This is a genomic window from Alteromonas infernus (genome assembly GCF_902705815.1).
Genome location: NZ_CACSIG010000031.1, coordinates 38,176 through 63,444 on the forward strand (window position 1 = coordinate 38,176; position 25,269 = coordinate 63,444).

The window sequence follows — 25,269 nt, forward strand, 5'->3', positions numbered from 1 at the left end:
AGCGCCATTTTTTAAAACCTCTTTTTTAGGTTGGAGTAGCCAAGTAGTGTTAGAGGCGTGCGGATTAACGTGCAGCAAACGAGACAGAACCCTTTTTGAGGGGCTTTCACTGGTTGTTAATACTGGTGAGTTGCTGTATTTGCGCGGGCCTAACGGTGCAGGGAAAACCAGCTTACTTCGCATATTAACTGGGCTGAGTGCACCTGAGTCGGGCGCCGTTTCATATAATGGAATGGACATAGCCGAGGACAAAACAGACTATTATCGCGATCTTTTCTATTTAGGACATAAGAGTGGTACTAACGGCAGCCTTTCTGCCTTGGATAACTTATCGTTTTGGTTAGCTCAACACAGTACATCGGTGCAAGAGAACGTGCTTTATGACGTCTTAGCGAAAGTGGGTTTAGTTGGGCTTGAAGATGTGCCTGTTAGGTATTTATCGGCTGGTCAACAGCGTCGTGTTGCGTTATCGAGACTATGGCTAAAGCCAGCAAAGGTGTGGGTATTAGACGAACCGTTTACAGCGCTTGACGTAAAAGGGGTTCACTTACTTGAAACGAGTATGAAAGAGCATGTTAGTCGCGGTGGACTTATTATTACCACTTCGCATCAACCACTGTCAGAAACCGCTGGGGAACACCGCGTATTTGACCTGGAGTATCGCTTTTAATGTCACTTTACCAAGGTATTTTTAAACGCGACATGCACATTGCGTTCAATCAAAAAGCGGAATTGGTGCAACCACTGATGTTTTTACTCATGGTGGTAACCTTATTCCCTTTAGGTGTAAGCCCTTCTCCTGATACTCTTCAGCGCATTGGACCGGGGGTAATTTGGATTGCGGCAATTTTGTCATCACTTATGGCAATGGAAAGACTGTTTCGCGATGACTTCCAAGACGGTTCGCTAGAACAGTATATGCTCTCTGGTCTGGCGTTGCCGGCAGTGAGCGCGGTGAAGGTAGCTGCCCATTGGCTGGTCAGTTTTGTGCCTTTATTATTGCTTTCTCCGCTGCTAGCGATGTTTTTGAATCTAACGGTCGATATGTATATCGCACTCGTTTTAACATTGTTGCTGGGCACGCCATTACTTTCTTTAATTGGCGCCATTGCGGTAGGACTTACCGTTGGATTGCAAAAAGGCGGGGTACTGTTGGCATTGCTACTTATCCCTGTCTTTATTCCGTTACTGATATTTGCCACGTCGGCTGTGGATTCTGCCGCACTGCAATTACCTTATCATGCACAACTTGCTATTATCGCCGCCATGCTGTTGTTGGCTGCGGCGTTGGCACCGTTTGCCATAGCGTATTCTTTAAAAGTGAGTCAAAACTAATGTGGAAGTGGTTACACCCTTACGCTAAAACAGAGCGTGCGTATCAGCTTTGTTTAACCTTACAGCCTTGGTTTTGGGCTGGCGCGTTACTGTGCCTTAGCGTTGGTACGGTATGGGGGCTGGCGTTTGCGCCTCAAGATTATCAGCAAGGTGATTCGTTTAGAATTATTTATATCCACGTTCCTAGCGCAATCTTGTCTATGGGCACCTACGTAGCCATGGCCATCGCTGCGCTTGTGGGGATGGTGTGGCAGTGGCGAACTGCTTATATGAGCATGATTGCTATGGCGCCAATAGGGGCGGTGATGACTTTTATTGCGCTTTTCACAGGTGCTGCATGGGGAAAACCTATGTGGGGCGCATGGTGGGTGTGGGATGCACGCCTAACTTCAGAGCTCATTCTGCTTTTCTTGTACATGGGCGTAATTGCCCTTTATGGCGCATTTGAAGACAAACAACAGGCCGGTAAAGCCGCAGGCGTGATGGCGCTGGTGGGCGTAGTAAATATCCCCATTATTCACTACTCGGTAGAATGGTGGAATACGTTGCACCAAGGGGCGACAATCAGTAAGTTTGATAACCCTTCTATTGCGCCAGAAATGCTGTGGCCGCTGTTAATTAGTTTACTTGGATTCGCATTTTTTATTGGTGCAGTAACCACAGTGCGCCTTCGAAATGAGATTGTTTTACGCGAAATGCACAGGCCATGGGTGCAAGCTTTGGCTATCAGTCAGTTAGCTTCTAAACAGCAAGTTAACCACAGCGTGAAAGGGGGCAACTAATATGCAGTTTGAATCGTTGGCCGACTTTATCAACATGGGGGGCTATGCATTTTATGTATGGCTGTCGTTTGGTGTGACATTTGCGGCCATGGCTATCATCGCCATCCAAAGTTTGATTAAACACCGTAACCTTTTAAAACAGGTTGTGGTGGAAAAAGAGCGCAAAGCGCGCATTAAAAAAGCGCGACAGCAACAGCAAGAGAGTACATCGCTTTAACTTGCGTTTTGTAATTGTTTATTAGTTTTTTCGAAGTGAGAGTTGCATGAACCCGAGACGAAAGCAGCGACTGGCCGTAGTGGGAATTATCGGTTTTTTAATAGTAAGTGCAATTGGATTAATGCTTTACGCGCTAAATGACAGTATTGACCTTTTCTATACGCCAAGCGAGATCATTGAAGGTAAAAATGGTCAGAAGCCCCAGATAGGCCAGCGCCTTCGCATAGGCGGAATGGTAGTGCCGGGTAGCGTTAGCCGCGACAGTGAAAGCTTAGCCGTCAGTTTCGACCTTATCGATACCGGTCCTACCGTTACCGTAACCTACACGGGGATCCTTCCTGATTTATTCCGCGAAGGTCAGGGCATTGTCGCTACCGGCGTACTCACCGATGTTGGGGCGATTAAAGCGCAAGAAGTATTAGCTAAGCATGACGAAGAGTACATGCCGCCAGAACTTGCTGAAAAAATGAAAGGCATTAAGCATGTAAAACCTGAAAATATGCCAACGTATGAGTCGTCAAACGGCGCCGGGAGCAAATAATCTATGGTGCCTGAAATTGGAAATATCGCGCTAACGTTGGCATTAGTGCTCTCTATATTGTTGGCAGTCTATCCGCTATGGGGTGCTCACCGTCAGCACGAAGCGTTAATGGCAACCGCCAAACCACTGGCAATTGGCTTATTCACCTTCACGCTTATTGCCTACGTGTGTTTAACGTACGCGTTTGTTACTGACGATTTTAGTGTGGCCTACGTTGCGCAACACTCAAATAGCCGATTGCCCATTTACTATAAGATTACTGCTGTTTGGGGCGGTCATGAAGGCTCTTTCCTACTGTGGGTATTGATGCTTTCAATCTGGACCGTGGCAGTGGCAATATTCAGTAAGGGGATACCTCTTGCCATGGTCGCTAGAGTACTGTCGGTATTGGGCATGGTAGGCATTGGTTTTTACTTATTTATGCTGCTTACCTCAAACCCTTTTAACAGCATGCTACCGTTTTTCCCGGTCGACGGGCGAGATCTTAATCCGCTGCTGCAAGATTTTGGTATGATCATTCATCCGCCTATGCTCTATATGGGGTACGTAGGCTTTTCTGTTGCCTTTGCGTTCGCTATTTCTGCGTTAATTTCGGGGCAACTAGATTCGACATGGGCGCGGTGGTCTCGTCCTTGGGTGATTGCTGCGTGGGCCTTTTTAACCGTGGGAATTGCCCTAGGTAGCTGGTGGGCATATTATGAACTCGGCTGGGGCGGCTGGTGGTTCTGGGACCCGGTAGAAAACGCATCCTTTATGCCATGGCTTGTAGGCACGGCGCTTATGCATTCGCTGGCAGTGACCGAAAAGCGAAAAGCGTTTAAGTCATGGACAGTGTTACTGGCAATTGCCGCATTTAGTTTGAGTTTATTAGGCACTTTCTTAGTACGTTCCGGAGTTATTGTTTCGGTGCACTCTTTTGCAAGCGATCCTACTCGAGGCTTGTTCATCTTGGGCATATTGATTGTACTTAGCGGTTTTGGGTTGCTGCTTTATGCCATGCGTGCGGCCTCGCTTAAAAGCCCTGGGCGCTACCAAGCGTTTTCTCGTGAAGTGCTGTTAATGGGCAACAATGTCTTTCTGTGCGCAGCAACTTTGGTTGTTCTGCTTGGTACACTGCTGCCCCTTGTTCACAAAGAGTTAGGCTTAGGCAGTATTTCTGTAGGCGCCCCGTTCTTTAACCAAATGTTTACGCTTCTCATTGTGCCTTTTGTATTAATGCTGGGTTTAGGTCCACTAACGCGCTGGAAACAGCAAAAAGCCAGCGAACTGCAAAAACAACTATTGGTCGCAGGCGGTATTGCACTAAGTGCAGGTGTACTAGTGAACTTTGCCTACGACGAACCAACCTATATGGGTGTGTTGGGAATGGTGTTGGTGTTTTGGATCCTCGTCACCACAGTGCAAGAAGTCATGCAGCGTTTATCAGCTATGCCTTCAAGTAACTCTGATAATGCCTCGGTGATGGCTAAACTTCGCAAGCTTACGCCAAGTCACTGGGGCATGGTGCTAGGCCATGTGGGCTTTGCTATCTGTATTATTGGCATTACGCTGGTTTCCAATTATGAACTTGAGCGCGACGTGCGTATGGATATCGGCGATACCGTCTCGCTGGGTGGCTATGACTTTAGCTTTAGAGATGTACGGAAGGTGGAAGGTCCGAATTTTAATGCAGATAAAGGCATATTCGATGTTTATAAAAATGGCGAACTGATCGCGCATCTAGAGCCAGAAAAACGGTTGTACATTGTGCAGCGCATGCCCATGACAGAAGCGGCTATTCATTCAAACCTAGCGCGAGACTTATTTATTGCCATGGGCGAGCCGTTAGACAATGGCGCATGGGCTATTCGTATTTACATTAAACCGTTTGTTATCTGGCTATGGGCGGGTGCGGTTGTTATGGCGATAGGCGGTATTTTTTCTATTAGTGATAAGCGCTACCGCATGGCGAAAGTGAAAAAGTTGAAACGTGTACTGGGCAGTAAATCTGTAGCTTCAACAGGTACACCAAATACCCACGCCTCTGCCGTGTCACGAGTATCCACAAAAGGAGATGCATAATGAAAAAAAACTGTCGTTGGTGGCTATTCCACTCGTGCTCTTTTCGTTGCTAGTCATTTTTCTTTTTAAAGGGCTTTTTTCCGACCCGCGTGAATTAGATTCGCAGGTTAAGGATAAAACATTACCGGCCTTCTCGCTGCCAGATTTAATGCAGCCGGACGTGACATATACACCAGAAGATTTAAAAGGGAAGGTTACTATCTTAAACGTGTGGGGCGTATGGTGTGTAACCTGCGCGGTTGAAATGCCGTATCTAACACAGCTTAAAAATGAGCAAGATGTTCATATAGTCGGTTTGTATTTCGATCAGGATTTAGACCCAGATTTCGGTACAAAAACGTTGAGCCGTGTTCAGCAAGAAGTGACTGAAATGCTAAGTCGCTACGGGAATCCTTATGCCTATAATATTTTTGATGTATATCGCGATACGTCGTTAGACTTAGGCGTGACCGGCGCACCAGAGCATTTTGTGATTGATGCTAATGGCGTTATACGCATGCATCATATTGGCGATATTAACGAGCGCGTTTGGAACACAAAAGTTGGCCCCCTTTATAATAAGTTGGTGGCACAAGCGGCTAAAACACAAGGTGCAGATGCGCACATAGAGGTAAACGCGGTAATGAGCGATGATAAAAGCGCTCAGGGAGGGCTGCAATGAAACTACTCCCCGCCGTATCTTATGTATCCCCCCAATATACTGGCGTTAACAGGCTAAAAAACGGATTTGGCCTATTAACACTTGCGCTTTCTATGGTGACGCTGTTATGGGTAATAACAGCATTTTCCGCCCATGCTGCCCAAGATAAATTCTCATTCGAAAGCCCAGAACAGCGAGAGAGCTTTTTACGGCTAACTGCTGAACTACGCTGCCCTATGTGTCAAAACCAAAACATTGCGGACAGCGATGCCATGATTGCTCACGATATGCGCCGTAAGGTGTATTCGCTATTAAAGCAGGGCAAAACAGAGCAAGAGGTAATAGCGTTTATGAAGTCGCGCTACGGTGATTTCGTACACTATCAGCCACCGGTGACAGCGGCTACGCTTTGGCTGTGGGCTGGCCCTGTATTGTTTATTTTTATTGCCTTAATTGTGGTAGTGCGCCGCAAATCAGTCACGCCACCAGAAGATATGGCTGCCAAATTGGCTAAAGCAGATGAAATGTTGGAGCGAGAGAAAGAATGAGTTGGTCTGAGTTTTATATTATTGTTTCAGGCTTAATTACGCTTGTTCTTCTCATTATTGCCTTCCCTTGGCTGCGCAGTAAAAACCACGCAAAGCAAGACAGTTTAAGTAATACGCAAATTGTAAAGCAGCGCTTAGTTGAGCTCGAGCGCGAAGTGCAAGAGGGGCTTATCAGCGAGCACGATAAACGACAGGCTGTAGACGAGCTTAAGTTAGCCTTGGTCGATGAAAGCGCTTTTGAATCGCTTAAAACAGGCAATGCCAAATTACCGTTGGCAATAGGCGGCGTCTTAGCGCTAGTTTGCGGTATTGTAGTGTATGCCCAGGTTAATCAGATGGGGCGCGTGGCTAAAGCGCAGCAGGCTATCGACGCTTTGCCAGAGTTAAGTCAGCAGCTTGCCAGTGGTAATGCCAATAACCTCACCCAGGAAGATATAGCAAGTCTGGCACTGGCTATTCGCCAACGTCTTCGCGAGGAGCCTCAGGATGATACCGGCTGGATGTACTTTGGCAGATTGATGCTGAGTATAGGGCAAGAGGTGCAAGCTATAGAGGCAATCGATAAAGCGGTAAGTTTATCACCATCAAATTCCGCTAATCGTATCACGCTTGCGCAAGCGTTAATGACTACCGGCGATGTAAATAACCTTGAACGAGCACAATCTATCTTATTAGGCTTGCTACAAGATACACCGCAAAACGATAATCTCGCGCTTATGATGGCCGTGGTATCTGCTCAGCTCGGAGATTTGGACAACACGCGGCGCTTTTATCAACAAGTAGAGGGCAAGCTTCCTTCTGACAGCGATATGGCTCAGCGCTTGAGCGCCCGCATTAAGGAACTCGAAGGCAATTCCAGTGAAATGGTGTTGCTTCAAACGGGTGGAACAGTGCAAAAGCAGCCAAGTGTTAATGATGGTGGCAATGCCATTGAAACGGGCTTTGACGTGACGGTGAGTTTGTCTAAAGAAGCGGATGCAAACGCACCTAAAGCGGGCTTTTTAATTGTGTTCGCACAAGACGCAAATTCAGACAATAAAATGCCGGCAGCTGTGGTGAAATTACCCATTGAAGATTTCCCGATCTCTGTATCGTTAACGACTGATAATGCCATGATGCCCCAGTTTACTCTTGCTACACTCTCTGAGGTTGTAATAACCGCTAGGCTATCTCAAGATGGTAATGTGGCAGTATCTGAAGGGGAATGGCAGGGAAGCACAGAAGCAACGGTTGTGGCTAACGAACTCTCTTCATTAAGCGTTATTATTAATAAGGAATTATAAGTATGGATTTGTCAAAATCACTCATCGCTGGGTTGATTATTGCAACGAGCTTCTTAGGCGGTTGTGCGAGTAATAGCGCGCAAGAACAAGCTGATGTAGCTAGAACTAACAGCGCTGCTGTTGATACATCCGACCCCCGTGATCCATTTGAACCGGTAAACCGCAAGTTATGGGATTTTAACTGGGATGTGTTAGATGCCTATATTTTGCGCCCCGTTACCGTTACCTATGTAACGGTAATGCCTCAGGCCGCACGTACGGGCTTAGTAAATATTACGGATAACCTGCAAGAACCCGCGAACTTTCTAAACAACATGTTTCAAGGAAAGGTAGATGACGGCTTAGACAGCCTGGCGCGGTTCCTTATCAATACAACCGTTGGGTTAGTCGGCACCTTTGACGTGGCGAGCAAAATAGGTATTGAGCGCAAAGAAGAGCAGTTTGGAGAAACCCTGGCCGTATGGGGGCTAGATACGGGTCCTTTCTTAATGCTGCCATTTTTAGGCCCCAGCGACCCCCGCAGCTTTACCGGTGACTATGTCGACGGCTTCGCGTTTCCTATGTCGCTGCTTGAGGGCTCTGTAAACCTAGCGCGTATCGGAATATCGGTACTTGAAACAAGAGCGCAGTTGCTAGATCAAGAAGCGCAGTTAGAGCAGTCGGTAGATGACTATGCGTTTGTAAAAAATGCCTATTTTGAAAACCTAGAGTTTCGTGTTACCGATGGTAAGAGCGGTGATAAAGCCATAGATGATGAGCAATTAGATGACTTTGCTGATTTTGAAGCGATGCTGGAGGGCGGCGATTTTGACGACTATGATGGGGCAACTGAAGACGTTGATGAAGCCTCGCTTATAGAAGACAAGCCAACCGAAAAGAGCGAAAAGTCAAAGGGTGAAGACAAGTCTGAGGATGGCAACGAGTAATTCGGGTGCGAGAAAGTGTCAACGAACCCAAAGCGCGCAAATCTGTATTTATAAAAAAACGCTATGCAATTGCATAGCGTTTTTTTTATATTCTTTCACGTATAACTAGCGTTTAAGGTCTTGTGCATAAGAGCACATCTGGTCGCTCAAAAACTAGTCTTTAGGGTAGCCCATAGGGTTTTGTGACTGCCAATTCCACGTATCGGCGCACATGTCTTCCAGCCCTTTTTCTGCATGCCAGCTAAGTTCTGTAGCCGCTTTCGTCGGGTCGGCATAACACGCCGCTACATCGCCGCTTCTGCGAGGCGCAATTTTGTATGGAATAGTTTTACCTGAGCCTTTCTCAAAGGCTTTAACCATTTCGATTACAGAATAGCCTTGGCCTGTACCTAGATTATATTTATCTAGCCCCATGTTTAAGCTAAGGCGGTCGAGTGCTTTTAAGTGACCATTGGCCAAGTCTACTACATGGATATAGTCGCGAACGCCGGTGCCATCCACGGTATCGTAATCATCACCGAATACGCTAAGTTGCTCTAGCTTACCTGTGGCTACCTGTGAAATGTAGGGCATCAAGTTGTTTGGAATGCCGTTAGGATCTTCGCCAATTTGTCCAGATTCATGGGCACCTACCGGGTTGAAGTAGCGAAGCAACACAATATTCCATTCATTGTCTGAAGCATATAAATCGCTAAGCATGTGCTCAACCATTAATTTAGACATACCGTAAGGGTTCGTTGGTTGCCCGGTTGCCATGTCTTCGCGCAATGGTAACGATGCAGGGTCGCCGTAAACTGTCGCAGAAGAGCTAAAAACAATGTTCTTAACGTTATGCTTTTGCATTTCTTTACATAGCGTAAGCGTACCGTACACGTTGTTTTCGTAGTAGGAAAGCGGCTTTTGTACCGATTCACCCACGGCTTTCAACCCGGCGAAGTGAATGACCGCTGAGATACTGTGTTCACTGAAAATATCATCAAGCACGGCGGTATCGCGGATGTCGCCTTGAACGAAAGTTACCGACTTGCCCGTTAATGCTTCTACCCGGCGAAGTGATTCTGCACTTGCATTGGCGAGGTTGTCTAAAACAACAACACCATAATCTTGTTCAAGTAATTGTAATACCGTGTGACTACCGATGTAGCCTGCACCACCAGTGACTAGGATGGTTTTCATGCATTCTCCTTGCTAGACGGTTGCGCGATGTACTTCGCGCTTATGGAATATTGAATAGGTTTTATAACCAACGGATAGAGTAAAAATACCACAAAAGCCCACAGTAACGAGGTCCAATTTGAGGCGGTTTGTAGGATCAGCGCAAATACGGGCACAATAACCAGCAATTTAAGTACGTTTAGCAGGGTTTTCTCGGGAACAGTAAGTCGCTTTGAGGCTTCATCAAGACGTTTAACCCGCTCAGTAAGTGAAAGGCCTTGTAGGGCCGGAATGTCTCTTGTAGAAAAATAAAACTTCATAGGTTTACTCAAAGCCCTTAATAAAAAACCGCCGGAACGTAACGTTGCGGCGGTTATTGTAGAAGAATTGGTTAGCACTTAAAACATGCTAACAATAAATTACGCTTTTTCTTCAATGCCTGCTTTTTCCCAGAAACGAGATTTAAAGCTCATCAAGCCAATCACTATAGCGATCGCGATGCTAAACAAGGCAATTTGAAGATACAGGTCCGGCATTTGCTCTACCTTCTCTGGGTCGAAGTTACCTGAAAGCAGGCCAGCAATGATGTTACCAATAGAGTAGGTCAGTACGAATACCCCCATCATTTGCCCTGCGAAACGCTTCGGCGACAGTTTACTTACTGCACTAAGTGCAACTGGGCTTAAGCAAAGCTCACCAACCGTGTGTAGAAAGTAAGTCGTAACTAGCCACATAGGCGCTACTTTAAGGCCTTGAGCTGCGTATTGCGACGCCATAAACATCACCAAGAAGCCCGATGCCATAATAACGATACCCACTGCACATTTGATGGTGTAAGACGGGTCTATCATTCGCTTGGCTAGGTTTATCCAAAGGGCAGCGAAAAAAGGCGACAAAATGATAATAAACAGCGAGTTTGAGAGCTGGAACCATACGGTTGGAATAGCGTCCATCCCAAACCATGAGGTTAATAATGACCCGCTTTCAAGAACGCGATCAGTATAGTTTTGCGCAAATAGGTTAAGTGAAGAGCCTGCTTGTTCAAAACCAGACCAGAAGCACGCCGATGCAACACACACTAAAAACAGTGCCCACATGCGTTTTTTCTCGTTATCACTGAGTTGGCCTTTGAAATAAATAAACCCAAAGTAAAGGAAGAAAATAACAGTAAAGACCACCGCGACTTGCTGAGCAAGTGCCACTGGTTCAATAACAATGGTGCCCATATGTGCCAGTACAATTACTGCAGCAGCAATGGCTAAAACGCCATATACGCCCATCCACGCGCGCTGTCTAGCTGCGCCTTGGTATGGGTTTGCCGGCGCAACAGAGTCTGGTGACAGTGAGCGGTTGCTAAAGTAATACTGAATAAGACCGATCGCCATACCAATAGCGGCTGCGCCAAAGGCATAGTGCCAGCCCCAGTTTTCCTGAAGGTAGCCTGTAACAAGGTAGGCGATAAGTGAGCCAATGTTGATACCCATGTAGTACAGAGCATAGCCACTATCACGGCGTCCATCGTCGTCACCGTATTGTTGACCAACCATGGCAGAAATATTGGGTTTAAGTAACCCTGTACCTGAAGCTACAAGAATAAGGCCCACGAAGAACAGGTTTTGCAAGTCAATGGCAAGCACTACGTGGCCCGCGAAGATGATGATGCCGCCGTACCACACCGCCTTTTTCCCGCCAATTAAGCGGTCAGCTAACCAACCGCCGGGTAACCCTAAAAAGTATACCGCACCGGTGTAGAGACCGTAAATTGCCCCTGCTGTTGCCACAGTAAAACCCAAACCTTGGGTTTGTAAGCTTGCAGTCATAAAAAGAACAAGTAGCGCGCGCATGCCGTAGTAGCTCATGCGCTCCCACATTTCGGTAAAGAATAGCGTTCTCAGGCCCCCTGGATGGCCAAAAAAGCTCGTATCGTTAGATGGTTTCATAATTATATTTTAATTCCATATTGCTTATGGTTGTTATTGTAGAGCGCTTATAGGATAGGCTCTTTGATAGTAGTCCGTAAGGCGGATAGCTTCTTATACTAGAGCTTGCTTCAAGACACAAGATTTGGGCGATAAACTTCATTAAAGCAGTGTCAATCGGCTAAGTCTTGAACTACGTAGCCGATTGACCTTTTCGCTATTAAGGTACTAACGTGAGGTGCTAAAGTTCGCGGATAGTGGCAACCACAATTCGCACAATACCGTAAATAAGCAGTAGCGAAACACCGAACAAAACAAGGTTATAAATAACCGTGGGATAAGCGTTGTCATCTGGCAGCGTAGGTGACTCCACCGTTACCAAGTGCTGAAGCTTTTGATACGCCTCTACTCGTGCATTCTCTAAGGTGATTAATGACGACGAATAGGCTTGTATAGCAAGCTGTAATTGAACCTGAAGGTTGCTGTATTGCGCCATCAATTCGCTTACTGATAGGGCTTCACTTTCCCCCTCTGCAGTACTAATTCGCTCTTTTTGCTTTTCTACTTCTTTTTGAAGTGCGGCAATTTCGCGTTTGATGTTTATCACTTCAGGGGCCACGTTAGACATCATGGTTGACATCGTACTTAGCTCGGCCTTTTTCTGTGCAAGCGTAGCTTGAAGAGAAAATGCGATTTGCTGAAAAGCTGCGCCTTCTGCAGACGGATCAAGTACATTGTATTGAGATTGAAAACCTAAAATCTCGGTCTTAGCCTGTTGAAGCTTTTGCTCAACAATTTCGTGTTCACCTTTGGCAAAGGTCAATTTTGACTTAGCGAGATCGTTATTGATGTTGTTGATGAACTCTTCCGCTTTATCGACAATCGCTTGGTTTATGATTTTTGCATATTCAGCATCGAAAGCCCGAGTACGCAAGCTAATTACAGACGACGCGGAATCTACGCTCACTTCAATATGGTCGAGATAAAACTTGTAAAAATCTTCCTGTTTATGCGAAGACGAAAGGCCACTAAACATATCAGCTTTATCAGACATGTAGTGTTCTCTAAGTCCAATGGTTTCATCGAGGTACTTAATCATATCCGCAGACTGTATATAGGCTTCGACAAGTTGACTTTCAGTGCCACCTGAAGCGCCAGAAACACCGGCGGCCATTAGCAAGGACGACGGATCGAAACTGCTGCCTCCATCACTTGATTTAACGATAAGTTGGCTATGGCTTTCGTATTGAGGTGCCGCCCATAGAACAAGATACAATGCATAGAGTACCCAAGGAAGTACAAGGATAAGTGCTTTGTTCTTGCTAAGAAGGGCATTGAGCTGTGTAAGAGATTTTTCCACTGTGATTGAACCTATTTGAGTGATTTCTTATTGTCTGCATCCTGCGTGTAAACGTCGATGCCTTCTTCGAGATCGTGATAATAAGTGAGATTGCCATCATCAATGATGACGGCTGAAGTGCAGAACTCTCGTATCTGATCGAGTTCGTGGCTCACCATGATAACCCCTGCCTGTTCACTTTTTTCTTTAAGTGACAAGCGAGCCTTTTTTCTGAAAAGCGGATCACCAACTGATGTCGCTTCATCTATCAGGTAAATATCGAAATTGATATTCATGCAGCATGCGAAAACAAGTTTTGCGCGCATACCTGAGGAATAAGTGCGCACAGGTAGATCAAAGCGTTTGCCTAACTCTGCAAACTCCTGCACTTTTTCTTCATATTCGGGGAGTGAAGCCACATTATTAATTCGGCCAACAAAGCGGGTGTTTTCACGCCCTGTCATCTGCGGATGTACGCCAGTTTGAAGCGCAACCGGCCACGACATAGATTTGTTGGTTAAAACTCGGCCTCTATCGGGGTATTCGCTTTTCGCAAGCATGCGAAAAAGGGTGGATTTACCCGCCCCGTTCTTACCTAAAATGGCGACATTGTTTTCCGTAGGGAAATCAAAGTTTAGATTTTTAAAAATATATTGAGGCCCCATTTTACTGGGGTAGCTCTTGGTTAAATTCTCAATTCTAATCATCGAGATAACACCTTCTTCCAGGTGATGTGGTACATCGAAAGGCTTAGGAAAAGGAAAACGATTGTAATTTCAATAAGAAAGTTTAACGACACGCCCTTAGTACCATACGACTCAAAGCAGGCATAACGGGCCAGTTCGTTAAAGTGGACCAGCGGGTTCCATGTCAAATAAGGCCAGTACTCCTCTGGTAAATCTTGAAGGCTGAAGAATACACAGGATATGAACATCAAAGGTCTTGTAAGCATGGATTTAATTTTATCCACTTCAGGTACAAACGCTGCTGCAATGGCAAAAATAAGCCCGATAGATATGGAAAATACCCAAAGTAAAAGAAATAACGAAATTAAAAGTAGAGGGTCATTAACTTCAAAGGTCTCGCCCATAAGATATAACGCAAGGCTCAACAGTGCTACAACGACAACCTTGATTGAAAACTCTAAAAAGCCGGCAGTAAGTACCGCTGATATGGGCTGTACTTGCCTAAACGCATAAAGAGGTTTATTCCGACGGACCGACGTCGATACGGACTGTAGACAGGTAGTTAAGGACTGAAGCCCCACCATACCAATCATCATAAAGAGAAAAAGGGGGATGGAGTGGATGTCATCACCGCTTATTAACCCTCTAAGATACGACAGTGCGAAAATGAAGGCAAAAGGCTCTAAAAAAGCCCAGCCAAGCCCAAACTTATCGTTGAATTTACTTTGAAGCTCACGCAGGAAAAGCGCGAAAATCACGCCTCTCCATGCATATAGCTGGTCTTTAAAGGTTACCATGTTTAATCAGTAGCTACGTTAGCGGCAATCGCAATTTGATAAACGATTTGGGTAATGTCTTTAACCGCTTGCAAAATCTTCGTATCGATAGCAGGTAACACAATGATCTGATCGCCAGGCTCAAGTTTACTATCATTGCTTGATAAGAATGAATCGTTCACGCTAGTAAAGGTAACGTTACCGTTTTTACGAACGATAAGAATACGTTCATCTTCAGCCCGCTCGGTAAAGCCACCAGCCCATGCAACGTAGTCTTCTGTGGTTGCATCTGGGTTAAACACGACAGACTGCGGAAGCAGTACTTCTCCGCCAACGTGTATCAGGTCGGTGACTTCTGGAATAACGATCGTGTCATTAGGCTCAAGAAGAATGTTAGCAATCTCGCCATTTTCAGATACCACCACTCTGCCTTGAGGCTCAACTTGTCGTGCGCGGGTAATAAAGTCAGCCACAAGTTGTGCTTCTTGGGCGCGAATCGCCCCTTCACCAGTTGAACTAATTGGCGCCGTGTACATGCTTCGCTCTAGGCGTTGTAAGCCTTCTTCGATAATCTCTTTTTGTTTTACCGCTACGCTTTCTCTTAAAAGGTAGATATTTTGTGTATCAGAAAGGGTGGTATCAGCTTCGATGTGGTCGAGTACATCAATGAGTCTCGCGCCTTTATCCACCATTACTTGAGAGGCCCCCGCGAAAGCACCTGCTACATTAATGCGGTAAATTTGAGGTTCGTGATCGGCAATATACTCAACAGTGTCGCCGGCGCTCAGCTTAAGCGACGCAAACTCTTCCACGCTTACGTAGCGTGCAAATTGCTTATTGTAGCGAATTCCTGAAACCGAAGCATGAGAAGCAAACTCACCAGGGCGTGCAAAGTAATTAACTACACCACCGTTAAGCTCTTCGTTTAAAAACTCGAAAGTAAAACTATTTCGCGCGCCGGTTTCAACCACAATAGTGTTGCCAATAGGGTGCACTAAAATGGTATCGCCGTCCTTAAAAGAAATCTCAGGCAGCTTTCCGCTTCTAAAAAAGGCGTACAAATCTGCTGAGGCCACGACTTTGCCGTTTCGTACAATGTCAATTTGTCTAAAACTACCCCGTTGAAAGTCAATTCCGCCAGCGCGCTTTAAATAGTACAAAACGCTATCTGAAGCTAGGCCTGCGTATTGACCAGGTCTTAGCACTGGGCCTGATACGTAAAGCGATACCGGTGTTGACGTTAAAAGGTTTACGTAAACATTGACGTCGTTGGTGTAAACTTGGCGGATTTTGCCGGTTACAGTTTGGTTTACGCTGCCTGCGGGTGTATTTGCTATGCGTATAGGACCAATATTGGGAATAAAAATGTTACCTTGATTATCCACGGTAACAACATCTGAAAAGTTTACTGCACCCCAAAGCCAAATTGAGATTTTATCGCCAGGGGCAATCAAGTAATTGTCGTTTAATCCCGAGCTGCGCTCAGACTCGAAGCCACCGATAAATAAGTTAGCCGCAAAAGGCGGGTTTTCCATAGGCGCTTGCGCTGGAAAAACTGTATCGATAGTGGGTTCGCCTGGCAGGTTTACTCCGTTTCTAGGCTGCGTAGAAAACTGACCCATCGTATTGGCTGAAGTCGATGCACCGGGCAACGTACGCTGGGTTGAAATGCTTAAAGGAGAGACCGACGGAGTAGCTGCACCGCTTTGCGATTGCTGTGCTCGCTCTCTTAATTGCTGTAATTGCTCAACGCTTTGCGCAGACGCAGTGTTAATAAATGCACTGCAAACAGCCACTGCATAAGCGGCGAAAGTTAGCGCCTTAAAAGAGTTTTTGATGTTCATAAACTTCATTGAATTATTCACCTTGCGCTGTTGCAGAGGCGACCAAAGGTGAGATGACTCGCCATTGGCCATCACGTTGACAGGTCGTTACTTTGCGCTGCGCGCCTGAAGGTGTGGTTTCACCGTCTTGTAAAGAAAACCGGATACATTTATTCCCAGTTGCCGAAATATAATGCTTTATTGCTTTATAATCGTAGCCGTTAAAGCGTATTGAAAACGATTCTTTGGTATCGTGATAAATATTGGCTTTTGGAATATTTATTGCAAGCTCTTTATCTGGTGCAAGAGAATAAGCAAGTGAAGAATGCACCAGGGGTATGTCAGCTTTGGTAACTGTAGGTGAGTTTGTGCACCCAGCTGCGCTTATCGTCAGCGCGAATGGCAAAATTAATCGTGTGAATTGTTTGAACATTAGCTTTCATATCCATATAGCAATTTCGCGCTAGGATAACATAAGTTTTAAAAAAAGCATGTTTGCTATCGCGCTAGCAGTGTCGTTTGAGCCATCTGATTGACAGTGAGCAGCGCAGCAAGTTCAAAAATGAAAACAAATGTTATCAAAGAAAGGAATAAAGAGAGTTGTGAGTCGTTATAACTTCTAAGATTGTTAACATCACGGTGCGGTTTAACGGGTTATCTAAGTTATTTTGCCGGCTTCTCTATTACAAGATGGGTTTTAACATGTTATTTTTGCGATTAGGGTGGTTACTTAAACGAATGTTTTATATTATATCGGGGTTTTCTATCCGCATATTCATATTAAAAAGCCCTCATCGCGCTGGAAAAAATGGAAGTTGTAAAAAAATGGAAGCGACATTTAGTTTGTTTACCAAGTTTGTATGTGCACTGGCTATCAAAGAAGCGAGAAACGTTTCTCTAGCTGGTGACGAGAGGTTGTGTGTTTTATGCTAGCGTATTTGCAGTTCGTCCCGCTTTTTACTGCATTTTTTGTTGCCCTCATTCTGTTAGTGGTGATGACCCCATTGGCGCATCAGTTTGGTCTCGTTGACCAGCCTTCAGCGCGAAAACGCCATGCCGGAATCGTTCCATTAACCGGCGGTGTTGCGATTTTTATGGCAGTCCTTGTTGCCAGTGTTGCCACTGATGTATGGATGAAAAATAACCCGCTGTTTTTCACAGCTTCTGCTTTTATTGTGCTACTTGGCATGTTGGACGACCGTTTTGATTTAAGTGCCAAAGGGCGCTTAATGTGTCAGTTCGGTGTGGCTGCTATTATGGCGTGGAGTGCACAGAATTACATTACATCATTAGGCAATATCTTTGGTACAGGCGAGGTAATGCTTGACCTAGGCGGCTACTTTTTCACTATTATTTGCGTTGTGGGCGTTATCAATGCGTTCAATATGATTGATGGTATTGACGGCCTAGCCGGCGGAATGAGTTTAGTGATATTGCTCACTGTTGCTGGCTTTTTAACGTTTACGGGCCACGGCGCATCGGTTATGGAGCCACTGATTATAGTAGCGGCTATCGTTCCCTTTCTTGCTTTCAACTTAAGTTGGAAAGGCTTTAAAGGTAATAAAATATTCATGGGCGATGCGGGAAGTATGTTTGTAGGCTTGACCATCGTTTGGCTGCTTGTTGACCACACGCAAGGTGAGACGGCAGCGTTCAGGCCTATTACTGCGGTATGGCTAGTGGGTCTCCCTCTTATGGATATGGCTGCTATCATGTATCGTCGCGCGCGCAAGGGGCAGTCTATGCTAAAGCCCGATAGACAACACCTTCACAATATCTTTATGCGCGCTGGGCTAAGTAGCAGAAAGTCGTTGGTCGCCATCCTATGCTTAGGTGCGTGCTATTGCCTGATTGGTATCCTCGGCGAGGTTTATCAGGTGCCAGAGGCCGTAATGTTCTGGGGCTTTATGGGCTTACTCGTTATTTACAGCCTAGTCATTCAGCATATATGGAGTGTATTGCGCTTCGTTAAGCGCTTAACATCATAGTTTAAGTAAAACCATAGCAGGCTGCATAAAATCTCTGTAACATACCGACCAATAAAAGCGCACTTATGAGCGCTTTTATTTTCTTTGTTACTTATTTTTCTGGTAAAAACTCTTGATAAATCAATTCTCTATTCTTCACGATAAAAACAAAAAACAGCATGTTGAATCGATTGTTGCGATGGCGGTTTATCAAGCTGACAATGCAAAATGGCTTCGTGAAGCGATAGACAGTATTACAAAACAAACCTATACCAATTTCTTATTTGTTATCGTCATTGATGGCCCGGTACCACAAGCCATTTCAGGGGTGCTCAATGATGCAGTAAAGCGTGACGACAGAATAATTCTTGCGCAAAACAGCCATAACATTGGTTTAGCAAGTTGTATGAATGCTGTGATCGATTTTTCTATGCAGTTCAAACCTACTTTTTTTGTAAGAATGGACGCTGATGATATATCAGAAGAACACAGGCTATTACGCCAAATAACCTACCTCAAAAGGCATAGCAATATATCTGTGCTGGGGTCAGCTCTAACGGAAATAAATGAAAGTGGGTTCAAGGTAGGGGCACGAGTTATGCCAGCGTCTCACAAACAAATCGTGCGTATTCTTCCACGCAGGTGCTCACTTAACCATCCTACCGTAGTTATTCGCTATAACGTTTTCAACGATGGTCATCGCTATAACGGGGACCTACTCAACACGCAAGATTACTTTTTTTGGATCACGCTCGCGTCGAAGGGATATATATTTAGAAACCTTAAAGATAGGTTGTTAAAGTTCAGACGCGTAAACAACTTTTATAAGCGCCGCGGCCTAAGTAAGTCTTTAAACGAGTTTAAAGCTCGCGTGTACGCTATTACCAAGCTAAAGCAATTTTCCCCCTATAACTTTTTCTATGCTTGTGGCGTACTTTCATTGCGTCTAATGCCGGGTAAAATCGTTAAATTAGCCTACAAGCTTGATAGGCATTTGTTAGAGAGGTTTGGTAAGCATTGACTACTGGCGTTGTCGTAATATTATTTAACCCAGATGTTGAGCACGTAAATGCCCTCATTAATGCGTTTACGGCGCCTGAGTGGAATATAGTATTAGTTGATAACTCGTTTGAGCGAACGCAGTACTCAGCCTCTCGCAATGTTACTTACATTCATTGCTCAAGCAACGTAGGCATAGCGCAAGCGCAAAATATCGGCTTAAAGAGGCTTTTTGATAATGATGTCGAGCATGCGTTTTTGCTCGATCAAGATAGCTTGTTTTCTCCTGACATTGCCCACGAACTGCTGAGGCAATTTCTCCAACTTGAAAAAGAGCATTCCATTGCCGCTATTGGCCCTTCTATCTACTGCCAATTTTCTGAGTGTGTTGACAAGGGCGTACTGCAAAAAGGAAAGCAAGTTTCTAATACGCTGAAAGAAGTAAAGCAAATCATAGCCTCTGGTATGTTAATTTCTCGCTATGCCTTCAACAAAGTGGGTGGAAAAGAAAGTACGCTTTTTATCGACGGCGTTGACCACGAGTGGTGTTGGCGTGCAAGAGCGAAAGGAATGGTAATCTATCAATCGCTCAGTGCATGTATGCCTCATCGGCAGGGGGACGACAGAGTAAAAGTATGCGGCGTGACCTTTAAACAGGGCGCGCCCGTACGACTTTATTACCAATTTCGCAACGTACTTATTTTAGCTCGTCGGCGCTATGTACCGCTTTATTGGAAAGTTCGTCATGTTTGTGCAATACCACTTCGGTATATTGTAAACCGTTATTGCTTTACGCAGGGTAAAGAGCGCGGGCGTTTCATGCGTGAAGGTATTAAAGACGGTTTTCTGCATCGAACTGGCCCATTAGGCGTTAAAGGTAAGGGTAAACAGCGTTAGCTAAAAGCAACACTTTTGCAAAAAGTTGCAGACCTAACGTGAAAATTGTGCGCTATGCACTTTCACTAAATTGGTGCATTAGATATTATTTATCCCAATATTAGTGCTTTAAAACTAGGATTTAGACGGCTTTGCCCGTTTTTAATACATTAACGCTCTAAAAAGGTAATTGGAACATCGATTGCATTACTCGTACTAACAGATGCAAATATGTTTTTGCTTAAGAAATACTTCGATAATGGAGTGTCGGCTTGAGCGTGAATTTAGGATTTTAAAAAAGGATATTAACTATGAGTCAGGTTAAAAAAGCGGTAATCCCTGTTGCAGGTCTTGGGACGCGTATGCTTCCCGCAACGAAAGCTATTCCTAAGGAAATGCTGCCAGTTGTCGATAAGCCGCTAATTCAATATGTAGTTAGTGAATGTGTCGCTGCAGGACTAAAAGAAATCATTCTCGTTACTCACGCAAGTAAGAACAGCATTGAAAACCATTTCGATACGTCTTTTGAACTTGAAGCAACGCTAGAAAAGCGTGTTAAGCGTCAGCTTTTAGAAGAAGTTCAGTCAATTTGCCCGAAAGACGTAACCATTATGCATATTCGTCAAGGTGTGGCGAATGGCTTGGGTCATGCCGTGTTGTGCGCCCGTCCTCTTATTGGTGATGCGCCTTTTGCGGTGGTTCTTCCTGACGTAATTATTGACGATGTTGCCAGCGACCCTAAAAAAGATAACCTTGCAGACATGGTGGCGAAGTTTAACACAAGTCGCGTAAGTCAGGTTATGGTTGAGCAAGTACCGGATGAAGATATCTCTAAATTTGGTATCGCTGATTTAGATGGTGCCGCAATTGCGCCAGGCGATTCTGCTAAAATTCATAAAATGGTAGAAAAGCCACCTCGTGATGAAGCCCCGTCAGATCTAGCTGTAGTGGGCAGATACGTGCTTTCTGAAAAGATTTGGGATCTGCTAGAATTTACTCCTCCTGGTGCTGGTGGTGAAGTTCAGCTTACTGATGCCATTGATGCGCTAATGAAGCTTGAGCAAGTGGATGCTTACTACATGAAAGGCAAGAGCCACGACTGCGGTAGTAAACTAGGCTATATGAAGGCAAACGTAGAGTACGCACTTCGTCACCCATCTTTAGGCGATGAGTTTAAAGAATACTTAGCTACAGTACTTTAATAATATAGTAAGCTAGTTATCAGCTTAAGAAAAATGCGCCCGAGAGGCGCATTTTTTATGGGTGGGGGTACTAGCCCTGCTACTTTACCAGAACATAGCTTTCAATTTTGCTTAGCATTTTCTCACCAATGCCCCTTACTTTGTGTAAGCTGTGCGACTTCTAAAAAAGGGCCAACTTCTTCACGATATTTGATAATGGCCTTTGCTTTAGACTGTCCCACTCCGGGCAATGTAACAAGTTGCTCGACAGTAGCCGTATTTAAATCGATACGCTGCTGTTGAGGCAAATTTGCACTAATCGCATTGCTCGCATCGCTAGACTCTTGCGCGTTAACGACGGGTGTTTGGATGGCTAACGCCGATAGTACGAGTAAACCTGAAACTAACTTTCTCATCATCTTTCCTTGTATGTTGCGCTAAAACGTTTATGCCCGTTGTTGTCGGTATGTTTTAGCATCTTTCTGTTTGCGTTATGTACATAAAGGGCGCTGAATGTCATGACCGACGGCCCGCATAAATTAGCTGTGTATATTTACCGTTCTGATGACTTTGACAGAACCGGTAGTTAGGCAGCTCAGCACGCTTTAATGGGTACAATGGAAATGATAAGTGGGAATGAGAAAAGCGGTAGTCCAGTTTTAGTACAGTTTTCTAAGTGACGTTAGCCTTTTTGGGCATTTAAATGGTCATGGGTATTAAGCCATAAGTTCTAGACAAAAAAACGGGCTAGTAAGCCCGTTTTCGTCGTTATAGCGCTTAAACCGCGTAAACGCTTTGCACCTTATAGGCGGTCTAGAAGTGCCTGTGTGAATTCAGTGGTACCAGCTTCGCCACCCAAGTCGCGTGTCGTACGGTCGCCTGATTCAATAACGTCTTTAAGAGCTGCACGGATCTTCTCTGCTTTGTCACCCATGTTCAGGTATTCAAGCATTTGCGCTGCAGCTAGAACTACTGACGTTGGGTTAGCTAGGTTTTTGCCTGCAATATCGGGGGCTGAGCCATGCACTGCTTCAAAAATAGCGCAGTCTTCACCAATGTTTGCTCCAGGGGCCATACCAAGACCACCGACAAGACCAGCACATAGATCAGATAGGATGTCACCGAAAAGGTTAGTCGTTACGATAACGTCGAACTGGTGCGGGTTCATAACAAGCTGCATACAGCAGTTATCAACAATCATTTCAGCCGATTCGATATCTGGGTAACGCTCGCCAACTTCGCGGGCAACTTTAAGGAACAGGCCTGAGGTTGACTTAAGAATGTTAGCTTTATGAACCGCAGTCACTTTCTTACGGCCTTCACGACGGGCTAGTTCGTAAGCAAAAGTCACAATTTTTTCAGCGCCGTCGCGCGTGATTTTACTCATCGCTTCAGCTTCGTTACCGTCTTCTGATACCACTTGACCTAAGCCAGAGTACATACCTTGCGTGTTTTCACGAACGGTAATGATATCAATGTCTTCGTAGCGTGCTTTTGTGCCTTTAAAAGACATTACAGGGCGAAGGTTTGCGTACAGTTTGAACTGTTTGCGAAGACTAACATTGATTGAGGTAAAACCTTCACCAACAGGCGTAGTTAACGGGCCTTTAAGCGCAACTTTGTTTTTTGCGATTAGGTCTAGTGTCTCTTGAGGTAGAAGCTCGCCATGTTCTTCCAGTGCGACTAAACCAGCGTCGGCATAGTCATAGGCAAAGTCACAGCCAACCTTATCTAGAATTTTTGTGGTTGCATCGATAATGTCCGGGCCAATGCCGTCACCGCGGATGACTGTAATACGTTGCTGAGTCATGTGGAGGGATCCTCTGGTAATTCTGTTATCAAAATCGTTAGGTTTATTCAATTTTATATGACGCGTAAAGTGCCAAATTCTGCTTGCTTACTTATTATAATGGAAATTGTAGGGAAAAGAGTTAAGCACTGCAAAAGTTGCCGTATTTTATACGATAGCCGGCGCAAGTTATAGCCATTCGTAAAGATAAATTAAGGCGTTACCGTGAAAAACTAGGGTGGGGTGATGTTGTCAAAGCATATTGCGCGCTATAAAGCACGCGGGCAAAAGAGTAATTGACCATTTGCGTCTAACGCTTGCAGCACGTCATCTTGATCTATGTGTAAGATATTTAAAATGGATTTAACGCTAATATTGTGCAGCAAAGAATAGGCGTCTTGCGTAAACAAGCACGCTTTTGCTAACGCAAAACTTAATGAAACGATGGCCTGCTCTTTTTGTAGCGATTTCGGTACCTCACTACTTGCTTTACTGCATTGATGAATAACGGCGCGCCACGTTGAACTTTGATGCCAGCTTCCGGCAAGTTCAGATGCAATGGCAAGCCAAGGCGTGTCAGACTTTACTTTAAAGGCTTTATTGATAGATACAGCGCTAGCGCCACTAACGGGAAGTGTCTTAGATACTTTGAAGCCGGGTAAGGTAAACAGAGGCGCACAAACAAATGTCATGGTTAACGCTGCCGACTGGGGCGAAAATTTAGTATTCGTTGTTTGGGCAAAGTGGCTAGCAAATGCGCACGCAAGCAGGGTAAATTGCTTGCACATAGCCAGCAGCGGATATTGATTCTGCGTTAACCGCTCCATTAAAGCGAACTGTATAAGCATATCGCCAACGCGTTCGATACCGTAGGTTAATACTGCTTGTTTTATACTCTTGACCGGCAGCTGCAGTCGATTATCCTGACTGGCCGTTTGCATTAAAAACTGATTGAACGTGGGGACTTGCTCAATTTTTTCGCAGAGTTCAGGGATATCTACTTCAGATTTTTGAAGTGCATCAACTATCGATAACAGCGCGTTGGGCGGATGCTGGATTGCATAGTTAGAGGGTAAAAAAGGCGTGCCCCCTTGGTTTACCCTAGCTTGTGCTGTGTCGGTATATAACGCAATAAAGTGCTCAAAGGGCATAGACATTGCGTCGGGGGAATGTATGGATGATAGCGGTAACCATTTACCATCTTCATTCTCGCTGCTTGGCATAAATACAAAACCATGGTTTTGCTGTATATCTATCAATGCGCCAGGAGCACCATTGGCGTATATTTTTGCTCCGGGTAACGTACGCTCAAACAAAGCAATCAAAGCAGCAAGATAATGCCTGTCATTTGCGGGCAAGCGCACCGCAACCTGCGAGAATAGCGTTTGGTAACCCACTTTGTTTGGTCTATTTGCGAATATCCCAGCGAGAAGACAAAGCCGCTGTGCCATATTCAGCCTGCTATCTGCTACATAGTTTATTTGCTTATTAGCCTGAAAGGCTTTCTGTAAACGTAGGGTATCTAACCAAACAGAGAGGTTGTGATTGCGCAAAAAACGAATTACGGCAGCGGTTTGCTCTCGTGTCGTCTCTTTATCAGATAACCATAGGGTAGCAAGCAATGAAGCGAGAATATGCTGTAAATAATGATCGTTAAAGCGACACAGTTTGCCAAACAACGCTAATAACAAAAGTTGATGTGTGTCTTTGGGAAGGTCATTATCAATGTGTAAACTGGCACTAGCAATAGCAGGGTTGGCGTTAACCAGCGTCAGTACTCGCTTGGCATTTTTAAGCCAAAAATTGATGCGCTGCTCGACAGACAGTGTCTCATCGCCCTGGTGCACCAATCGCTTGAGCGTGGAAATGATGTTAGTCACTCCCAATCCTTTTAACTTTTTTGATAACTGGAGTAGGCCCCTTCACCCCATGCAATTAGCTTGTCATTTTCAAATAAGAGTGGGGTACATTCGTCCTGTGTAGTCAAACCGTCGGCTCGAACGTGCTGGGTTCTGAAAAACATGACTTGAATAGCCATTGACCCCTGTCGTTTGGCCTCGGTAATATCAGGCGAGCCAAGAAGCGCAAGCACCTCTTCTCGTGTACTGCCTAATTTTAATTTAGTAATTTGAACGCGGTTGTATTCTTCACGGTCTTTCCAGTCCATATTTTCTGGTTTATCGGGGTAAAAAGCGATAACCATAAAAACAAACACCGCGTATAACGCGACGCCAGCTAAAATTAGGCGAATGACCTTGGTATTCATGACCGTTACTTCTCGTTTCTCTGTACTCGAATGTTAGTGCTAATCACAGGCCCAAAACAAGGTGACGCGTTGCGCATGACATTCATTCGTTAAACAATACTCTGAGACAGTGTACCGCAAAATAGCTATTAAACATACGTAGTAAACGTAAGCAAATGCT

Annotated in this window: 26 protein-coding genes; 14 read left to right on the forward strand and 12 right to left on the reverse strand. The window is 45.0% G+C overall.

All coding sequences use genetic code 11. From position 1 onward, the window contains the following. Positions 1–46 precede the first annotated feature (46 nt). From ccmA to ACX5J7_RS07600, 10 genes are all read left to right on the forward strand, one after another. Positions 47–670: a cytochrome c biogenesis heme-transporting ATPase CcmA gene (ccmA, locus tag ACX5J7_RS07555; RefSeq protein WP_287148887.1), complete on the forward strand. Its 624-nt coding sequence runs from the start codon at positions 47–49 to the stop codon at positions 668–670. Next, positions 670–1,335, forward strand: a complete 666-nt coding sequence (ccmB, locus tag ACX5J7_RS07560) for a heme exporter protein CcmB (protein WP_012517453.1) — start codon at positions 670–672, stop codon at positions 1,333–1,335. The genes ccmA and ccmB overlap by 1 nt, the downstream gene beginning before the upstream one ends. Beyond that, a complete protein-coding gene (locus ACX5J7_RS07565) occupies positions 1,335–2,117 on the forward strand; it encodes a heme ABC transporter permease (protein WP_015066376.1) in 783 nt (260 codons plus the stop codon). The genes ccmB and ACX5J7_RS07565 overlap by 1 nt, the downstream gene beginning before the upstream one ends. A gap of 1 nt (position 2,118) precedes the next feature. Continuing rightward, a complete protein-coding gene (gene ccmD, locus ACX5J7_RS07570) occupies positions 2,119–2,334 on the forward strand; it encodes a heme exporter protein CcmD (RefSeq protein WP_015066377.1) in 216 nt (71 codons plus the stop codon). A gap of 46 nt (positions 2,335–2,380) precedes the next feature. Further along, positions 2,381–2,875: a cytochrome c maturation protein CcmE gene (ccmE, locus tag ACX5J7_RS07575; RefSeq protein ID WP_015066378.1), complete on the forward strand. Its 495-nt coding sequence runs from the start codon at positions 2,381–2,383 to the stop codon at positions 2,873–2,875. 3 nt (positions 2,876–2,878) lie between these two features. Further along, complete coding sequence (locus ACX5J7_RS07580) at positions 2,879–4,936, forward strand: heme lyase CcmF/NrfE family subunit (protein ID WP_498706689.1); 2,058 nt, start codon at positions 2,879–2,881, stop codon at positions 4,934–4,936. Continuing rightward, positions 4,929–5,597 carry a redoxin family protein gene (locus ACX5J7_RS07585; protein WP_498706690.1) on the forward strand — a complete coding sequence of 223 codons (669 nt, stop codon included), beginning with the start codon at positions 4,929–4,931 and terminating at the stop codon, positions 5,595–5,597. The genes ACX5J7_RS07580 and ACX5J7_RS07585 overlap by 8 nt, the downstream gene beginning before the upstream one ends. A 92-nt stretch (positions 5,598–5,689) precedes the next feature. Continuing rightward, positions 5,690–6,124: a cytochrome c-type biogenesis protein gene (locus tag ACX5J7_RS07590; protein ID WP_041703046.1), complete on the forward strand. Its 435-nt coding sequence runs from the start codon at positions 5,690–5,692 to the stop codon at positions 6,122–6,124. Further along, complete coding sequence (gene ccmI / locus ACX5J7_RS07595) at positions 6,121–7,407, forward strand: c-type cytochrome biogenesis protein CcmI (protein WP_498706691.1); 1,287 nt, start codon at positions 6,121–6,123, stop codon at positions 7,405–7,407. Before ACX5J7_RS07590 ends, ccmI begins: the two co-directional genes overlap by 4 nt. Before the next feature lie 2 nt (positions 7,408–7,409). Further along, positions 7,410–8,333, forward strand: coding sequence for an MlaA family lipoprotein (locus tag ACX5J7_RS07600; protein ID WP_024015825.1), 924 nt, complete (start codon positions 7,410–7,412; stop codon positions 8,331–8,333). A gap of 153 nt (positions 8,334–8,486) precedes the next feature. On the opposite strand, the gene galE is transcribed toward ACX5J7_RS07600, so the two are convergent. From galE to ACX5J7_RS07640, 8 genes are all read right to left on the reverse strand, one after another. Continuing rightward, positions 8,487–9,509, reverse strand: coding sequence for a UDP-glucose 4-epimerase GalE (gene galE, locus ACX5J7_RS07605; RefSeq protein ID WP_474376118.1), 1,023 nt, complete (start codon positions 9,507–9,509; stop codon positions 8,487–8,489). Continuing rightward, positions 9,506–9,808: a DUF6170 family protein gene (locus ACX5J7_RS07610; protein ID WP_012517463.1), complete on the reverse strand. Its 303-nt coding sequence runs from the start codon at positions 9,806–9,808 to the stop codon at positions 9,506–9,508. Before ACX5J7_RS07610 ends, galE begins: the two co-directional genes overlap by 4 nt. A gap of 99 nt (positions 9,809–9,907) precedes the next feature. Then, the gene (locus ACX5J7_RS07615) at positions 9,908–11,428 is read right to left on the reverse strand and encodes a peptide MFS transporter (protein ID WP_012517464.1); all 1,521 of its coding nucleotides are present in this window, start codon (positions 11,426–11,428) and stop codon (positions 9,908–9,910) included. Between the two features lie 220 nt (positions 11,429–11,648). Beyond that, the gene (locus tag ACX5J7_RS07620; protein ID WP_474376117.1) at positions 11,649–12,767 is read right to left on the reverse strand and encodes a KpsE/RkpR family capsule polysaccharide export protein; all 1,119 of its coding nucleotides are present in this window, start codon (positions 12,765–12,767) and stop codon (positions 11,649–11,651) included. An 11-nt stretch (positions 12,768–12,778) separates the two neighbouring features. After that, on the reverse strand, positions 12,779–13,453 hold the full coding sequence (locus ACX5J7_RS07625; protein WP_012517466.1) for an ABC transporter ATP-binding protein: 675 nt from the start codon (positions 13,451–13,453) through the stop codon (positions 12,779–12,781). Beyond that, positions 13,450–14,229, reverse strand: a complete 780-nt coding sequence (locus tag ACX5J7_RS07630) for an ABC transporter permease (protein WP_012517467.1) — start codon at positions 14,227–14,229, stop codon at positions 13,450–13,452. Before ACX5J7_RS07630 ends, ACX5J7_RS07625 begins: the two co-directional genes overlap by 4 nt. A 2-nt stretch (positions 14,230–14,231) precedes the next feature. Next, positions 14,232–16,061, reverse strand: coding sequence for a polysaccharide biosynthesis/export family protein (locus ACX5J7_RS07635; protein WP_474376116.1), 1,830 nt, complete (start codon positions 16,059–16,061; stop codon positions 14,232–14,234). Between the two features lie 4 nt (positions 16,062–16,065). Continuing rightward, positions 16,066–16,464: a hypothetical protein gene (locus ACX5J7_RS07640; RefSeq protein WP_015066386.1), complete on the reverse strand. Its 399-nt coding sequence runs from the start codon at positions 16,462–16,464 to the stop codon at positions 16,066–16,068. Positions 16,465–16,957: 493 nt separating this feature from the next. Between ACX5J7_RS07640 and wecA the strand changes: the two genes are divergently transcribed. From wecA to galU, 4 genes are all read left to right on the forward strand, one after another. After that, positions 16,958–18,019, forward strand: a complete 1,062-nt coding sequence (wecA, locus tag ACX5J7_RS07645) for a UDP-N-acetylglucosamine--undecaprenyl-phosphate N-acetylglucosaminephosphotransferase (RefSeq protein WP_015066387.1) — start codon at positions 16,958–16,960, stop codon at positions 18,017–18,019. A 112-nt stretch (positions 18,020–18,131) separates the two neighbouring features. Further along, positions 18,132–19,019 (forward strand): glycosyltransferase, encoded by an 888-nt coding sequence (locus tag ACX5J7_RS07650; RefSeq protein ID WP_474376115.1) that lies wholly within the window; start codon positions 18,132–18,134, stop codon positions 19,017–19,019. Further along, entirely contained in the window at positions 19,016–19,894 is an 879-nt protein-coding gene (locus ACX5J7_RS07655; RefSeq protein ID WP_474376114.1) for a glycosyltransferase family 2 protein, read from the forward strand. The genes ACX5J7_RS07650 and ACX5J7_RS07655 overlap by 4 nt, the downstream gene beginning before the upstream one ends. Positions 19,895–20,184: 290 nt before the next feature. Beyond that, positions 20,185–21,075: a UTP--glucose-1-phosphate uridylyltransferase GalU gene (gene galU / locus ACX5J7_RS07660; RefSeq protein WP_012517473.1), complete on the forward strand. Its 891-nt coding sequence runs from the start codon at positions 20,185–20,187 to the stop codon at positions 21,073–21,075. A gap of 122 nt (positions 21,076–21,197) precedes the next feature. Here galU and ACX5J7_RS07665 read toward each other — a convergent pair whose 3' ends face one another. The 4 genes from ACX5J7_RS07665 to ACX5J7_RS07680 all read right to left on the reverse strand — a co-directional run bounded on the left by ACX5J7_RS07665 (position 21,198) and on the right by ACX5J7_RS07680 (position 25,109). Continuing rightward, on the reverse strand, positions 21,198–21,470 hold the full coding sequence (locus ACX5J7_RS07665) for a ComEA family DNA-binding protein (protein WP_498706698.1): 273 nt from the start codon (positions 21,468–21,470) through the stop codon (positions 21,198–21,200). 386 nt (positions 21,471–21,856) lie between these two features. Further along, on the reverse strand, positions 21,857–22,864 hold the full coding sequence (locus tag ACX5J7_RS07670) for an isocitrate dehydrogenase (RefSeq protein WP_012517475.1): 1,008 nt from the start codon (positions 22,862–22,864) through the stop codon (positions 21,857–21,859). Positions 22,865–23,112: 248 nt separating this feature from the next. Further along, the gene (locus tag ACX5J7_RS07675; RefSeq protein WP_498706701.1) at positions 23,113–24,723 is read right to left on the reverse strand and encodes a histidine kinase; all 1,611 of its coding nucleotides are present in this window, start codon (positions 24,721–24,723) and stop codon (positions 23,113–23,115) included. 11 nt (positions 24,724–24,734) lie between these two features. Continuing rightward, positions 24,735–25,109, reverse strand: a complete 375-nt coding sequence (locus ACX5J7_RS07680; protein WP_012517477.1) for a DUF3192 domain-containing protein — start codon at positions 25,107–25,109, stop codon at positions 24,735–24,737. Between the last annotated feature and the right edge of the window lie 160 nt (positions 25,110–25,269).

What these genes read in the sequence shown, in the direction of transcription:
- ccmB (WP_012517453.1), top strand. Translation starts at nt 670, where the DNA reads ATGTCACTTTACCAAGGTATTTTTAAACGCGACATGCACATTGCGTTC.
- ACX5J7_RS07565 (WP_015066376.1), top strand. Translation starts at nt 1,335, where the DNA reads ATGTGGAAGTGGTTACACCCTTACGCTAAAACAGAGCGTGCGTATCAG.
- ccmD (WP_015066377.1), top strand. Translation starts at nt 2,119, where the DNA reads ATGCAGTTTGAATCGTTGGCCGACTTTATCAACATGGGGGGCTATGCA.
- ccmE (WP_015066378.1), top strand. Translation starts at nt 2,381, where the DNA reads ATGAACCCGAGACGAAAGCAGCGACTGGCCGTAGTGGGAATTATCGGT.
- ACX5J7_RS07580 (WP_498706689.1), top strand. Translation starts at nt 2,879, where the DNA reads ATGGTGCCTGAAATTGGAAATATCGCGCTAACGTTGGCATTAGTGCTC.
- ACX5J7_RS07585 (WP_498706690.1), top strand. Translation starts at nt 4,929, where the DNA reads ATGCATAATGAAAAAAAACTGTCGTTGGTGGCTATTCCACTCGTGCTC.
- ACX5J7_RS07590 (WP_041703046.1), top strand. Translation starts at nt 5,690, where the DNA reads ATGGTGACGCTGTTATGGGTAATAACAGCATTTTCCGCCCATGCTGCC.
- ccmI (WP_498706691.1), top strand. Translation starts at nt 6,121, where the DNA reads ATGAGTTGGTCTGAGTTTTATATTATTGTTTCAGGCTTAATTACGCTT.
- ACX5J7_RS07600 (WP_024015825.1), top strand. Translation starts at nt 7,410, where the DNA reads ATGGATTTGTCAAAATCACTCATCGCTGGGTTGATTATTGCAACGAGC.
- galE (WP_474376118.1), bottom strand. Translation starts at nt 9,509, where the DNA reads ATGAAAACCATCCTAGTCACTGGTGGTGCAGGCTACATCGGTAGTCAC.
- ACX5J7_RS07610 (WP_012517463.1), bottom strand. Translation starts at nt 9,808, where the DNA reads ATGAAGTTTTATTTTTCTACAAGAGACATTCCGGCCCTACAAGGCCTT.
- ACX5J7_RS07615 (WP_012517464.1), bottom strand. Translation starts at nt 11,428, where the DNA reads ATGAAACCATCTAACGATACGAGCTTTTTTGGCCATCCAGGGGGCCTG.
- ACX5J7_RS07625 (WP_012517466.1), bottom strand. Translation starts at nt 13,453, where the DNA reads ATGATTAGAATTGAGAATTTAACCAAGAGCTACCCCAGTAAAATGGGG.
- ACX5J7_RS07630 (WP_012517467.1), bottom strand. Translation starts at nt 14,229, where the DNA reads ATGGTAACCTTTAAAGACCAGCTATATGCATGGAGAGGCGTGATTTTC.
- ACX5J7_RS07635 (WP_474376116.1), bottom strand. Translation starts at nt 16,061, where the DNA reads ATGAAGTTTATGAACATCAAAAACTCTTTTAAGGCGCTAACTTTCGCC.
- ACX5J7_RS07640 (WP_015066386.1), bottom strand. Translation starts at nt 16,464, where the DNA reads ATGTTCAAACAATTCACACGATTAATTTTGCCATTCGCGCTGACGATA.
- wecA (WP_015066387.1), top strand. Translation starts at nt 16,958, where the DNA reads ATGCTAGCGTATTTGCAGTTCGTCCCGCTTTTTACTGCATTTTTTGTT.
- galU (WP_012517473.1), top strand. Translation starts at nt 20,185, where the DNA reads ATGAGTCAGGTTAAAAAAGCGGTAATCCCTGTTGCAGGTCTTGGGACG.
- ACX5J7_RS07665 (WP_498706698.1), bottom strand. Translation starts at nt 21,470, where the DNA reads ATGAGAAAGTTAGTTTCAGGTTTACTCGTACTATCGGCGTTAGCCATC.
- ACX5J7_RS07670 (WP_012517475.1), bottom strand. Translation starts at nt 22,864, where the DNA reads ATGACTCAGCAACGTATTACAGTCATCCGCGGTGACGGCATTGGCCCG.
- ACX5J7_RS07680 (WP_012517477.1), bottom strand. Translation starts at nt 25,109, where the DNA reads ATGAATACCAAGGTCATTCGCCTAATTTTAGCTGGCGTCGCGTTATAC.